13 protein-coding genes are annotated in these 14,099 nt (G+C 42.7%); 4 read left to right on the top strand and 9 right to left on the bottom strand.

Annotation, left to right across the window (positions count from 1 at the left end; genetic code table 11):
• Positions 1-68: 68 nt before the first annotated feature.
• Both EKC99_RS12325 and EKC99_RS12320 read right to left on the bottom strand, forming a co-directional pair.
• A complete protein-coding gene (locus EKC99_RS12325; RefSeq protein WP_240468871.1) occupies positions 69-812 on the bottom strand; it encodes a hypothetical protein in 744 nt (247 codons plus the stop codon).
• A 113-nt stretch (positions 813-925) separates the two neighbouring features.
• Positions 926-4,366, bottom strand: coding sequence for a S8 family peptidase (locus EKC99_RS12320; protein ID WP_163152113.1), 3,441 nt, complete (start codon positions 4,364-4,366; stop codon positions 926-928).
• A 236-nt stretch (positions 4,367-4,602) separates the two neighbouring features.
• Between EKC99_RS12320 and secA2 the strand changes: the two genes are divergently transcribed.
• Together secA2 and EKC99_RS12310 are read left to right on the top strand one after the other, a co-directional pair.
• Positions 4,603-6,936 carry an accessory Sec system translocase SecA2 gene (secA2, locus tag EKC99_RS12315; protein ID WP_163152111.1) on the top strand — a complete coding sequence of 778 codons (2,334 nt, stop codon included), beginning with the start codon at positions 4,603-4,605 and terminating at the stop codon, positions 6,934-6,936.
• 15 nt (positions 6,937-6,951) lie between these two features.
• Positions 6,952-7,821, top strand: a complete 870-nt coding sequence (locus EKC99_RS12310; protein ID WP_163152109.1) for an accessory Sec system S-layer assembly protein — start codon at positions 6,952-6,954, stop codon at positions 7,819-7,821.
• Between the two features lie 257 nt (positions 7,822-8,078).
• On the opposite strand, the gene EKC99_RS12305 is transcribed toward EKC99_RS12310, so the two are convergent.
• Complete coding sequence (locus EKC99_RS12305; protein ID WP_163152123.1) at positions 8,079-8,528, bottom strand: hypothetical protein; 450 nt, start codon at positions 8,526-8,528, stop codon at positions 8,079-8,081.
• A gap of 188 nt (positions 8,529-8,716) precedes the next feature.
• Here EKC99_RS12305 and EKC99_RS12300 point away from each other — a divergent pair, with 188 nt between their 5' ends.
• Positions 8,717-9,133: a helix-turn-helix domain-containing protein gene (locus EKC99_RS12300; RefSeq protein WP_240468869.1), complete on the top strand. Its 417-nt coding sequence runs from the start codon at positions 8,717-8,719 to the stop codon at positions 9,131-9,133.
• Positions 9,134-9,170: 37 nt separating this feature from the next.
• Here the strand turns inward: EKC99_RS12300 and EKC99_RS12295 are convergent, their stop codons facing one another.
• Complete coding sequence (locus tag EKC99_RS12295) at positions 9,171-9,461, bottom strand: DUF1640 domain-containing protein (protein ID WP_163152107.1); 291 nt, start codon at positions 9,459-9,461, stop codon at positions 9,171-9,173.
• Between the two features lie 360 nt (positions 9,462-9,821).
• Here EKC99_RS12295 and EKC99_RS12290 point away from each other — a divergent pair, with 360 nt between their 5' ends.
• Positions 9,822-10,229, top strand: coding sequence for a YwpF-like family protein (locus EKC99_RS12290; RefSeq protein WP_163152105.1), 408 nt, complete (start codon positions 9,822-9,824; stop codon positions 10,227-10,229).
• Here the strand turns inward: EKC99_RS12290 and EKC99_RS12285 are convergent.
• From EKC99_RS12285 to EKC99_RS12265, 5 genes are read right to left on the bottom strand one after another with little or no spacing between them, the layout of a single operon-like run.
• The gene (locus tag EKC99_RS12285; protein WP_163152119.1) at positions 10,226-10,717 is read right to left on the bottom strand and encodes a class D sortase; all 492 of its coding nucleotides are present in this window, start codon (positions 10,715-10,717) and stop codon (positions 10,226-10,228) included. The two genes, EKC99_RS12290 and EKC99_RS12285, sit on opposite strands and share 4 nt — an antisense overlap.
• Positions 10,717-11,619 (bottom strand): processed acidic surface protein, encoded by a 903-nt coding sequence (locus tag EKC99_RS12280; RefSeq protein ID WP_163152103.1) that lies wholly within the window; start codon positions 11,617-11,619, stop codon positions 10,717-10,719. Before EKC99_RS12280 ends, EKC99_RS12285 begins: the two co-directional genes overlap by 1 nt.
• A 60-nt stretch (positions 11,620-11,679) precedes the next feature.
• On the bottom strand, positions 11,680-13,026 hold the full coding sequence (locus EKC99_RS12275; RefSeq protein WP_163152101.1) for an aspartate kinase: 1,347 nt from the start codon (positions 13,024-13,026) through the stop codon (positions 11,680-11,682).
• A 50-nt stretch (positions 13,027-13,076) separates the two neighbouring features.
• Positions 13,077-13,505: a DUF1284 domain-containing protein gene (locus tag EKC99_RS12270; protein WP_163152117.1), complete on the bottom strand. Its 429-nt coding sequence runs from the start codon at positions 13,503-13,505 to the stop codon at positions 13,077-13,079.
• 36 nt (positions 13,506-13,541) lie between these two features.
• Positions 13,542-14,024 (bottom strand): competence protein ComK, encoded by a 483-nt coding sequence (locus EKC99_RS12265; protein WP_163152098.1) that lies wholly within the window; start codon positions 14,022-14,024, stop codon positions 13,542-13,544.
• Between the last annotated feature and the right edge of the window lie 75 nt (positions 14,025-14,099).

Raw genomic sequence — 14,099 nt, 5'->3', positions numbered from 1 at the left:
ACCATCGCTTTTGGTGTTGGTTTAAAAGTTATTCTAAAAAACTGAATAAAAAATCCTTTTGTTCCGCCCTACCAAGGTGCGAAATATGAGTCGTACGGAGCGCCAAGCTGATTTTTCCAATATGTTTGTAGCGCTGGAAGCTCAAATGGCGTCGGGAGATATGGATTCATTTGCATATGCCCTTTGAGCGCATGTGGCGACCCGAATAGCTGCACGTAGTCTTCCGCTAATATTTCAGGCATATACCATTCATATTCTCCACTTCCATCAATATGAACGGACGGGTAGTGAAACAACTCGCGCGCGGCAGCATACTGCGACTGCAGCCATTCGTTCGGTCGGCTTTGTTCTTTATTTAACAAATAATAATAAGTGAAATGATGCCCGTACTCGTGCGCTAACGTCGTCGCCATCTCTTCCACCGTCGTCCATTCATTTCCTCCATACAAATGAATATATCGATTTGGAAGAAGAGACAGCTTCGGACTGACTTGATATTGCGCAAAATATTGTCCAAGCACGTTTTGTCCTGCGGGGTAATCAGGAAAAATTTTTATACTCCCTAACAAGGAGAGTTCGGCACCGTGTTTATTTTTTAATAACTCTTGCTCAAGTTTGGCAAGCTTCGTTTCATCCCAATATATACTGTAACTTTCAAACGTCACTCCACTCGTTCCTTTATAGCGGGCAATCAGCGGATAGTAATCTTCGTACGCTTGCGCTTGTGCTTTATTTGTTAAATCAACGACATGAGCATGAGCTGGATGTTGAAACAACAATAAAAAAAAGAACGTAAGCCATATGAATCGCATATGATTCACCTCGTTGTCTATGAATCTTATATTTATTTTAACACGATTGGTTGCACGAGGCGTCTGGAAAAAGATTAAAGGCTGCCTACATATGCAGGCAACCTTCGTTTCATCTATTTCTTTGTTATAGAGAGCGTGTATGGCTTAGCATTTGGACGAGCGAGCGATTCCTCTACGACGACATAGTACGTTCCTTTTTTCAACGAAAGCGTACCGATTTCTGCGTCGCCGTCACCGTAATGGTCATACGTTTGAACGAGGCGTCCTTTCGCATCGAAAATGGACATGACGCCGTCCATCGTGCCCGGTACATTGAGCTTGAATGTAAATGTACCGTCTTTTTCAACGACAAATTTGTACGCATCTTTATCTCCATAGTCAACGATGTTCATATACCCCGTTGCTTCATACGCATTTCCTTTTTTACGGAGAGAAAGCGGCTTCGATGGTACGTTGTTTTTTAAGACAGACGATGCATCTTCATCTTTTTTGCTGAACGATTGAATGCCAAAGTTGTACGACTGAAGCGATAGTCCGTCAAACATAAATGAGTCGATGACAAAGAAATATCCGACGTTTTTCTTCGCTCGGAACGATCCGTGCGCATCGTATAACGGGCTCCAACCATTCGGAGCAAACGTGACCGCTTTGCCGTATTCGTCTTCGTCAATCGTCATATTGCCGTTCGTATCTTCGACAACCGAGATGATCGGAACTAATGTGCCTCGCAATGGTTTTGGTAGCGACGCATTTGGCTTGCTTGGCTGTGCAAAAAGCGTCAACAGTTCGTTCGCTTGACGATGTTTATAGTAGTAGTAATCGACATCGTTCGGAAGCACGAAGTTTCCTGTTTTCGTTTCATTGACGTTCACGACCGTGGCTTGAACTGGATCGTTATTTTTCTCATTTTTATCTTTTGGTGCATCGATTAATTTTTTCGACGCAATCCTATACGGTTCAGCGACCGGTTGATAATAGTCGTTTTGCACCGACATGTAGTACGTTTTTCCTTCTTCCAAAATGAGCGTCCAATCTGTTTGTTTTTTGCCTGTCATCCAATCAAATGGCCAAAAGTTGTTTACCGGTACGAGATCGTCTTTTTTCTCATCGTATTCAAATAATGTAGCTGAAGGCATCATATCTTCAGGTGTCGCAAACGAAAACTCGTACACAGCCGTTGTTGGGACAGTGAATTGGTAAAAATCTTGGTCGCCACTAAATTGAATGAACGCTTGTGTTCGATCTCCAATATTGTGAGGACGGGCATTTTCTTTAATTTGCTGTACTTGTTCTTGATCGAAATAACTCCAACTCCCATCGTCAATAATGACGATCACATCGTTCGGTTTGCGCATTTGTTCTTTTATTTTTTCAGCTTGTTCCACAGCCCCTTCTTCCGATGGCATCGGCTCACGTGCTGGGAAGTTGTCTTCGTCAGCTGGAAGTGTCACGACTTCTGCGCGAAGTTGATATGGGATTGCTGAACCGGTTAACTGTTTTACTTGATTGTTTAACATCGCCAGATCAAACATCATTGGATAAAATCCGCCCATCGGTTCGCTAGAAGCTTCAACGACATATGGCACACCCGGTTGCGCTTCAAATGTGAGCGTTTCTCCTTTACTTATGCCGTTATTGTTTCCAGATGCAATCGGGAATGCCATTTCTTTATATTTCACGTCTGGATCAACAGGACGATATAGCTCATCAGCTAAATAAATGTTTAATGATGAGTCGATCCCTGGAACCGAGGACAATTGAAACTTGACCGTTGTTGGCTCTGTGACAGTAAATTGAAAATAGTCGCGGTCGCTTTCCGTTGCATCTTTTTCTGGGACAAATGTTAAGTCCTCTGCGACAAACGGCAATTGTTCAATGGTAGCTGGATTTTCTTTTGTCAAGCCATCGTCCGCAAGCTCTGTAAACGACTGGACAGTTAACGTATATGTTGACTTTCCTTGCAAGCTGTAGTTGCCGTTCGCATCTGTGACGCCGATCGCAAGCACGCCTGATTGCTTTGCCGTAAATAGTTTTGCTTCCATTTCACCTGCGCGACCGTCATTCACTTGAATCGGTTTTTCAGACACCGTTTGCCCTTCTGGGTAGAAACGGAATACGAGCTTATCATCGTATGATTGTGCTCCTTCAAGTAACGCTTGGACACTTTCGCCTTGTTGAACGTTCACTTTCACCCAATGCACTTCCTCTGGGTTTGTGAACGAACCTGTTTTCACGTACGGCTCTTTCGCATCAATGACTGGCGCTTTCGCTAAAATCGTTTCATCGTTCCATTTTTCTTTTTGCGGCACGTTTTTGATGTTATATTGCAACGCTGCCACTGGATTGACTAAACCGTTGCCGTACGTTAAATCATAGCCCGGGTCTCCTAAATCTGTCGCCGTGCGTTCTAATATCCATTCGACTTGATACGGCTTTAAATTCGGATCTTTCGATAAAAGAAGAGACGCCACGCCCGCCACAACTGGCGACGCCATCGATGTTCCACTTAACTCAGCAAACGAAGAACCTTTCGCATAGTCATAAATCGGGCTGTACACATCCACGCCCGGCGCCACAATGTCCACAGACGGACCGTAGTTTGAAAACTCAGCAAGCTCATTTTTGTTGTCGGTCGCTCCGACGCTAATGACTCCTTCGTATGAAGCTGGGATGGAGTACATATCTGTCGCTTCGTTTCCTGCTGCCGCAACGACCGTAATTCCTGCGTCAATGGCTTTTTGAACAGCTTCTTCTAAAATCGGCGAGCTAAAATAGCCGCCAAGGCTCATATTAATGACTTTTGCTCCTTTTTCAATCGCATACAAAATGCCTTGGGCGATCGTATAGTCGCTTGCCCCCCATCCCCCACCGAATACGTCAATCGGCAAAATTTTGACGTTCGGGTTGACGCCATGCGCTCCCACACCGTTGTTGACGTTCGCACCGATAATGCCGGCAACGTGCGTTCCGTGCACATCTTTGATCGGTGCCCCTGCCGGATTGATCGCATTGTAAGCTGGGAGAAGACGCCCTTTGAACTCAGGATGTTTCGTGTCCATTCCTGTGTCGATGACAGCAACTGTGACACTAGACTTCCCAGCAAGTTTTAACGCTTTATCTATGTTTAAAAGCGATAATAAATACATATGGTCTGCTTTCGGATCAGCCGAACCGAGCCGTTTGTATGTAAAACTTGGTGTCACACGTTTGACGGCTTTTAATTTTGCATAATTTTTTATCACTTGCTGCATATCTTTCCCTTTTTGCACGGTGACGACGTCATATCCTAGTTGCGGAAATGATTGCTTCAGCGTCGCTCCGAAACTACGATGCACGGCAGCTGGAATTTTCTCGCTGTACTTGACAATCAGCGTGTCGGTGCTCACTTGATCTTGCGCCTCTTCAAACCGTTTGTAAGCAAGAGCCGTTTGCCCTTTTGTCACTTGTTTTTTCCATTGGGCTATTGGCGGTTCCGTCGACGCTTGAGCGACCGTCGGCACGATCAGTGCGGAAACTAAACTAACGGATAATGCGGTCTTCTTCCATTTTTTCATAAAAGTCCTCCTTCAAAAGAATGTAACATACATATTCGCCCTCAAAAGCAAATACACCTACTAAAACGAAAAAAACATAAAAAAGTTTCATATTTTGATAATTTTTTCTACAAAGTAGAAATATCACCCATAAAAAGAAAAGTACAGAAATGCTTTTCAGAGAGTGAAACATTTTGGGAACAATGGTATACTGTACGTTGAGACTATTTGATTTACAGCGAAGGAGAAGGTTCCCGATGTTATCTTACATAAAAAAGTTAGTCAACAGCGATGAACGAAAACTGAAAAACTATTATAAAACGGTTGCACGCATTAATGCGCTTGAGCCAGAGTTTGAAAAAATGACGGATGAACAGTTGAAAGCAAAAACAGCAGAGTTCAAACGCCGTCTACAAAATGGCGAAACCGTATTTGATGTACAAGTTGAGGCTTTTGCGACCGTTCGCGAAGCGTCAAAACGTGTGCTTGGCATGCGCCATTTTGACGTTCAGCTCATTGGTGGGCTTGTGCTTGCGGAAGGAAATATTGCGGAGATGGCGACAGGGGAAGGAAAGACGCTCGTCGCTTCTTCACCAAGCTATTTACGCGCTTTGGAAGGAAAAGGAGTGCATGTCATTACAGTAAACGACTACTTAGCTCGTCGCGACCGCGAGTTAATTGGTCAAATTCATGAGTTTTTAGGTTTATCCGTTGGATTAAATTTACCACAAATGACATCCGAACAAAAAAAAGCGGCATACATGGCTGATATTACGTACGGTGTCGGAACTGAGTTTGGATTCGACTATTTGCGTGATCATATGGTATATAGCGTTGGCGAGCGCGTACAGCGCCCATTCCATTATGCGATCATCGATGAAATTGATAGCGTACTCATCGATGAAGCAAAAACACCGCTCATTATTGCTGGTAAGACAGGAGTAAGCTCGGAGTTAAGTTACTTGTGTGCTCGTATTGTGAAGCATTTTGTTCGTGGAGAAGATTACGAATACGATGAAGAAACAAAGGCTGTTAGCTTAACTGATCGCGGGATTGAAAAAATTGAAAAGGGATTTGGCATCGACAACTTATACGATCTTGAACATCAAGTGTTGTACCACTACGTCATTCAAGCGTTGCGCGCATACGTCATGTTTACGCGCGATGTCGACTATATCGTGAAAGACGGAAAAGTGTTGTTAATTGACATGTTCACCGGTCGTCCGATGGAAGGGCGCAGTTTAAGCAACGGGCTTCATCAAGCGATTGAAGCAAAAGAAGGATTAGAGTTGACGGAGGAAAATAAAATTCAAGCGTCAGTGACAATTCAAAACTATTTCCGCCTTTATCCGATTTTATCAGGAATGACAGGAACAGCAAAAACAGAAGAAAAAGAGTTTCAAACGTTGTATGGAATGGATGTCGTCCAAATTCCAACAAACCGTCCTGTCATCCGTCAAGACTTGCCGGATCGCGTCTTTGCGACAATCGAAGCGAAATATAAAGCCGTCGCCAAAGAAGCGAAACGCGTTCATGCGACAGGACAACCGATGCTCATCGGAACGACGTCCATTTTACAGTCGGAAAAAGTGGCGAAATATTTAGCAGAAGAAGGGTTACCGTTTCAATTGTTAAACGCCAAAAGCGTCGAACAAGAAGTTGAACTCATTTCTCGCGCCGGTCAAAAAGGACAAATTACGATTGCGACAAATATGGCGGGACGCGGAACAGATATTATGCTCGGCGAAGGAGTAGCAGAGCTTGGCGGATTGTATGTCCTCGGTACAGAACGCCATGAAAGCCGACGCATTGATAACCAATTAAAAGGACGTGCAGGTCGCCAAGGCGATCCGGGACGCTCGCAATTTTTCATTTCGCTTGAAGATGAGATGTTCCGCCGCTTCGCAAAAGAGGAACTAGAAAAAATGAAAAAATCATTGCACGTAAACGAAGAAGGCGAAGTATTAAACAAAGACGTTCATGAATTTGTCAACCGTGTCCAGCGCATTTGTGAAGGAAGCAATTTCTCTGTACGGGAATATAACTTAAAGCTGGATGATGTATTAAACGAACAGCGTCGAACGATTTATACGCTCCGTAATCGTGTTCTTGAATCAACCGATGTGCGTTCCATTGTTCTTTCTATGCTTCCAACGTATATCGAGCGCGAGATCGACGAAGCTTGTCCAGAAGAAGCAATTCCAGAAGAATGGGACGTATCCCGCGTCATCGAAAGTGTACACATGGTGACAAATGAGAAAATCGACCTTTCTTCTGTCACCGATCGTTCAGAAGTGGAGCACGCTGCAAAGACGGCAGTCGATACATGGATCTCACACGTCCAATCCCTTGAAGGAAACGAAGAGCTAGAGATCGTGTTGAAACGGGTCGTATTAGGATTGCTTGATATGTACTGGACAAAACATTTAGAGGCAATGGAGCTACTAAAAGAAGGAATTGGCTTGCGTTATTATGGACAAGAGGATCCAATGCGTCAATATGCAAAAGAGGCGTTACAACTATTCACAACAATGTATCATCAATTTGAACGTGACGCTTGCAAGCAGCTTGCACAATTATTGAAAATGTAGAGAGGGGAAGAAACGATGTTGTCATTTTTTAAACGAAAAAAGCAAGGGGAAGATAGCACAATTGACGCTGGTCAGTTGCTGGAAAAAGAGTATGAACAAAAGGAAGAATGGGTAAAGACAGAATTATCATTTCATCCACATATGCGAATCAGTACGGAGCAAAAATATTACTTTCAATTTTTAAACAACGAATTGCCGCCTTTAAAACCGAACCAACTATCGTTGTCTGGAATTGAGTTAAAGAAGGAGAATGGACGTTATATCGTTACCGCGTTCATCCGTCATACATTAAATCAATCTCTATCGTTAGGTGATGCACCTCTTTTACTGATTGGACCGAATGGTGAATTACTTGGGCGAAAAGTGTTTCCATTAAAAGAACTTGGTGAATTACCACCAAATTCAAGCCGACCTTGGTCGTTTGTGTTTTCTGAAAACGACTTATTCGTGAAAGAACTTCCGGAGACTGGATGGAAGTTAGCATTCGAGTTAAAAAAACAACACGCATTGGACATGGAAGAAAGTTGGGAGAAATCATTATCCGATGAAGATAAGCAAAAACTCGAACAACTTGTTCGTTCATTAACTCCTCCAAAAGAAGGGGAATTAAATTTCATGGGGCTACAAGCGAAAATCAATGAAGAAGGTCATCTCGTTGTTACCCTTTTAATACGTAATGGTAGCTATAAAAACATTCGTCTTGAACAATTGCCACTTGTTGTAGAAGATGCAAGTAAAGAAATCGTTGCACGTGGGTCATTCACATTGCAGCTAGAAGTGAAAGCCAACACTAGCAAGCCATGGACCTTCATTTTTCCAAAGTCGTTACTGACAAAAGAACACATTGATTTAAGTGAGTGGCGTGTATATCCACCTCAGCAGTAAGAAAAGAGTGTCCTTTGCATAAAGGACACTCTTTTCTTAACATGAAATGACCCGAAAAACTCGCTTCCAACGAGCCTTTCGGGTTCATTCCATTTGCTCTGCCTCTGGCCACCAACCGCTCTCTATCGTAAACAGAAGGAAATAGTACTACAGTTATATTTTAGCATCATTTTTTATGTTTCACAAACATATTTTTTGTTTTTTTGGTATAAATTTTTCATTAACATACATTCTTTTCTTTCATCTCTTACACAAAACTAAAATAAACAATAGCGTATTTTCTGCCCGGAACGAATGGAAACTGAGCGGAATGTACATAAGATGGCTCGTTCTTCAGCAGCGGTGAGGTCATTCATCGGTGCGGGGATGTAGCGCTTCTCGAGGTCATTCCAGCGTTTAACGCATATTTGCACTTTTCCTTTTCCAAACAAAAACGTAATCACAATCATTAATTGATCGTCTATCGTTTTAAAAAATAAAAATAGATCGTCTTTTGTTGTACATGTAATCATGCGATAGCGAATCGGTTCTAGTGGCAACTTTTCAATCGGTGAAATAAACTGAAGTGAATCAGAAAAGTGAATTGGCTCAATTGTTCGTGATTCATGAAATGGGGGATTTGGCTTCTCTTTAATCAGTACCTCACACATTTTCCCTCCTCTTTTTGTTTGATGAACAATGAAATTTGAAAAATAAATATTCACAATTCATCCTCTCCTTCAACTTTTTCCAATGTATATTTTTACATTAATTGAATATTCAATCAACTTTTTTCGACAAAGATTCTGTTGGTTTTTGTTCTATTTTAGAACATTTTGTTTTCTTGTTCATAAAAAGAACAAAACATTCCCTATTCTTCTTCTATTGTAAAAGAAAAAAGGGAATTTGGTGGAAGATGATGTTACAACATATGAGCGAACAAATTAAACGTTTGCGTAAAGCGAACCATTGGACGCAAGAGCAGTTGGCGCAACGGCTAAACGTATCTCGTTCAAAAGTGAGCAAATGGGAAAACGGGGAAGTGCTCCCTGATTTAAAATCCATTATCGACATGAGCGATTTGTTTCGTGTGAGTGTTGATTTTTTACTTGGCAAACATCCGACAGATGAACAACGATTGCAAGAAGTACAGCTCGCATACGGAACGAATGAGATGGATGAAGAACGACTCGCGCTTATTCGTTATATGAATGAACAGCGTGAGCTTGCAAAGCGGTTATATGCGTTGCAGTCATTGCCTTCCCATAAACGAAAACGAGTGGAAGAAGTAGTCATAAAAATGATTGATGAAATGATTGAAGCATTGAAATAAAAAAAGGGGCGTTTTTTTGCCCTTTATTCAATGCCAATTAATTTTTTAACCGATACACGTCAGCTTCTGTTTGCCATTGTTTTTGCGCATGCAATTCAAATTTATCGTGCAGCTTGTCCACTTTTGTTTCTAACTTTCCGATGCGCACATGCAGTTCTTTTACTTCTTCGCGTATTTCTTGTTTAAAGTTCTCCATCTCTGTGCGCATTTCTTGTTTGAAACTTTCCATTTCCGCACGTATCTCTTGTTTGAAACTTTCCATTTCTGCGCGCATTTCACGCACTTCATACAGCAATTCTTTGACAGCTTGTAAAATTTGGCTCTCCACTTTTTATTCACCCCTTTCTCCCCCCTAGCATATCACTCCCCTCATAGACGGTCAATTGAAAAAAAGAGGCTAGCAAGGGGGCTAGCCAAACTGTGAGGGAGCAGTAAGAGGATGCATTTTGGAAGGAAATGAGAGGAACCTTTCTATCACCTCCTCGATTCATATGATACGAGATGATAAAAAAGATGTAAAATTTCGATTTTTCAATTTTCAAGCGTTTTTCTTCGTTTTTTGCCGCTTTTTTCGGCTTTTTCCGCGAAAAAAGGGCTTGAAAATTCAATTTTCACTTTTTCTTTTCTTTTTTTGTTGTCTGTTGTTCGTATGATATAATGGAAATAACTACTGTTGCGAGGTGGTTTTGTGAAAACATTTAAGCTCGTTTCCCTCACATTATTACATGAGCAAAAACAAAACATTCCGCTCATTGACGGTTTAATGATTAATAAAGAAGATGAAAATAAACGTTGGCTTGTCGAAGCATATATGGATCAAACATATCGTGAGCTATTTACATCGTTAAAAGAAAGCGGAACGACGTTTGATGCACTCGTCACCATTTCCAGAACAACGAACGATCCCGCCCATATTCGTGCCACCGTTCGTTCGGTGACGATGATGGGAGAGCGCATGAGCGTATTAATGGATGCGACGATTATCAAACGCTCCAACTTAGCTGAAGTCGTGTTAGAAGATTTAGTCCAACGCGGCTTGCACGGTGAAACGCTTCTGCAACAATTTAAACAACAAATGCATACAAAAAGGAATTAGCGTTTTTGTTTCGCTACAACGACATATCGGTTCGGCGCATCCCCAATCCAGCGAAACGGGTAACATGTAATTAACGTCAACGTCGGATGCGCTTTTGGAACGAGCACCGTTTGATCGTCAGGACGAACGATGCGAATATGTTGCACGACATATGTCCACGTTTTGTCGTTCGTCCGTACGATCAGTTCATCACCTAATTGAATGTCACCGAGCTGACGAAATACTGTATCCCGATGCCCTGCTAAAATAGTATGATTCCCCTCGCCCGGAAGCGCACTTCGCTCATCGTATGCGACGCCTTTGTCCAATTGTTCCATGCCTTCATAAATCGGCATATATATGTTTAGTTTCGGAATGAAAAGCGTTCCGATCGCATCATGCGGTTGTTCACTTTGTTGCACCGCTTCATATGCTTGATGCCAACCGAGCGCATTTGCCCAAATGAAAGATGCTCCAAAAAGAAAAAGCGCAATAGCAATGACCCGCATCACATCCCTTTCCTCCATAGCACGAAACTTGCTAGCAATAAGCCGAGACCTATGAGCATGTTCATTCCGTACGAAGAAGCTGTTTTTGGCATGCGCGCAACGAGCAAGCCGCTTTCTAAATCGAGCGCCATCTTGCCGATATGCGCGAGTTGCTCGCTTACATCAATCCATGCACTTTCATTCATTCGTTCGCGCGGAATGTACACATCCGCAACAAAATCCCCTTCCTTATCATACCATTCCATCACAACGGGGGCAGCAACCGTCTGGAATTGTTCAAACGAAATCGGCGTTCGTCCTCGTTCGTTTACTTCATATACTTTCGCTTGAAGCTGATAAAGTGAGAGCCATTCATTCCAGAAGTTGAGCACCGTTTCCCGCTCTTGTTTTGTTAGCGGCATAGACGGGTCGCGCAACACGAGCGTTTGCATTTGCTCGTCAAGACGTTCAAGCGCTTGTTTCGCAGATGGAGGGGTGCGTTCAAATAAACGGCGAATTTCCTCTTCTGTCAGCCCAATTGTCGCTAACATATCTGTCATCGCTTGCATCGTATCGTAACGGTCGCGGTAAAACGATAACGCATAATCTAAATCTTCGACAAACGTATAATGTTGCAGTTGTTCACCGAACTGTCCGAGAAGCGCTTCCGCTTCCTCTCTCGTCATGTCATACCGCAAAAGCAACGCATCAAGACGTTCCGGCGTGATCGGGGTGCCGAGCTGCTTTTTTAATGCATCGAGTGACGAAAAATCGTGAATCGTCATATTCCATTTCGCTAAATAACGCGTCAAATCTTCCATCGTCCATCCGATGTCTTGTACATACTGTTTTACTGCTTCTTCATATGTTGCTGCTTGCACAGGTGTGGCGAATAAAAAAAGAAATAACCATAGCACGCGCATCTTTTTTCCTCCCTTATGTGTGCTATGGTTATTTTGTTCGATTATTCCATTTTTATACGATTAGAAATATACTTCGTATAGCGCGCGCACCGCTTTTTCTACCGCATCGGCCTTCACGCCAAACATCATGCTGACTTCCGATGAACCTTGGTTAATCATTTCGATGTTAACATTGGCACGGGCAAAAGCAGCTGTTGCTTTTGCGGCAATACCGACACTTCGCTCCATTCCTTCTCCAACGACCATAATAAGCGCTAAATCCCGTTCGATCGACACTTCATCGACACGCAATTCGTTTACGATGCGATTTAATACGCGTCGCTCGACGTCGCCAGCGAGTTGTTCTTCACGTAAAATGACAGACATGTTATCAATGCCTGATGGTGTATGTTCATATGAAATGCCTTCGTCTTCTAAAATTTGCAACAGACGGCGTCCAAATCCGATTTCGCGGTTCATTAAATATTTGCTGACGTTGATGCTGCAAAATCCTGTATCGCTGGCAATGCCTGCGACCGGGCGTTCACGATGATCTCTCGTTGCGACGATCATCGTTCCTGGCGCTTCTGGATTGTTCGTGTTTTTCACACATACCGGAATGCCGCGACGATACACAGGTTCAAGCGCTTCATCGTGAAAAACGGAAAATCCAGCGTACGACAATTCGCGCATTTCACGATACGTCAACTCTTTTAACTGGCATGGATGTTCCACAATGGACGGATTAACGCAATAAATGGAATCGACGTCTGTAAAGTTTTCATACAGTTCCGCTCCAACACCTGCCGCCACGATCGAACCTGTAATATCCGAACCGCCGCGCGGGAATGTGACGATATGACCTGAGCGAGAATAGCCGAAAAAGCCTGGAATAATTAAAATGCCGCTTCGTTCATTTAATTTCGCGAGCTGTTCGTATGATTCAGGCAGCACTTGAGCATTGCCCGGTTCGTCTGTGACGAAAATGCCCGCTTCTTTCGGACTGACGTAATGCGCCTCATATCCGAGCTGACGGAGATAATGTGCCATCAGTTTTGCGTTGTTATCTTCCCCGCTCGCTTTTAATGCATCGAGTAAACGTTCTGGCTGGTCATGATACGTATCAATCAATTGTTGTAAATGGGCAGAAATGACATCTAAAATATCGCGCGACAATTGTAAATCAGTTACAATGTCATCATAGCGCGCAACGACTTGGGCAAGTACCCCTTCGTATATGTCATTTTCTATTACTTTTTTGGCAAGTGTAATTAACAAATCTGTCATTTTTGTGTCGTCTTTAAACCGCTTCCCCGGCGCAGAGACGACGACGAATTTGCGCGCTTCATCTGATGTGACGATGTTTGCTACTTTTTGAAATTGTGCTGCATTCGCAACAGAACTTCCTCCGAATTTTGCGACTTTCATATGCAATAACCCTTTCTTTCTATTTTTATTTCATATATCATAGCACATCTTTATTTGTTTTTGTCAGAAAAATTTTTCAATTTTCGTATTCCGTCTTTACAAACGCCATACGATAGCCATGAACATCCGGCACAAAGCATGTCTAAATCGTCCGGTTCAACCATTCGTTTCGTCCGTTCGATGAGCTCAGATTTCATATATACGGCTCCTTCTTCAAGTTGCAAATGATGAATGACACGCCGATCCATCGCCAACACATGATCGTTCGACGCTTCATCTGCTTCACAGCGGTCTAGCCCATGATGCGGGCATGCATCACATGCTTCATCGAGGGCGGCGATGACGCGAATTGGAAAATCGTATTCATCATTTCGTATGTCGGAAACGATTTCGCTCATTTTTTTGACGAACGATTCACTATAGCCCATTCCTTGAAACCCGTGTACACATAATAAATGATGCCCTCGTAACGTCCTCATCATTTCCCCCTTTTCCCTTTCTCGAAATATTATACACTACTTTTCATAGTTATTCACTATTCTTTGTTGTAAAATAAAAATCAACATCGCGGTTTTATGCATTTTTCCTTCCATCGTCCCTTTTTGTATATCAACAATTAATTCTTTTTTATTTTTTAAAACGACTTTCGTTTTCTTTTTCTCGTGTGATTGTATCATCTTGATGTGAGATTGGGCGATCCATATGCATCGATCGCTGTCAGGAGAACATGTTGGAAAGAAGTAAAGTCGAAGCGCTTCACACACGGAGACGGGAGCCATTTGCCGAATGCCGAGAATATGTTTGGCAGCTTCTACTTTTCCTTCATACGTGCTTCCATAGTAACGGCAACTTTGTTGCATAATTTGTTTCGGCGACTGGTCCACTTTGTACGTGTTATACATTTCATAAACAATTGTGCCGAGTCGGCCGTATTCATCATATTGCGGCACGAGCGCAGCTGTTTCTTCCATAATAATATACTCTTCCATCCGTTCCATCCGAAATCCCCCTCACAAATATACGTTCGCCTTTATTATAATGAATTTTCATAATTTTAACAATAAAAATCCCGG

It is taken from the genome of Anoxybacillus sp. MB8, from assembly GCF_011006755.1.
GTDB classification, from domain to species: Bacteria; Bacillota; Bacilli; order Bacillales; family Anoxybacillaceae; genus Anoxybacillus; species Anoxybacillus gonensis.
Note: the sequence above shows the minus strand (reverse complement) of the source record. Positions and strands in the feature narration are given on the sequence as shown.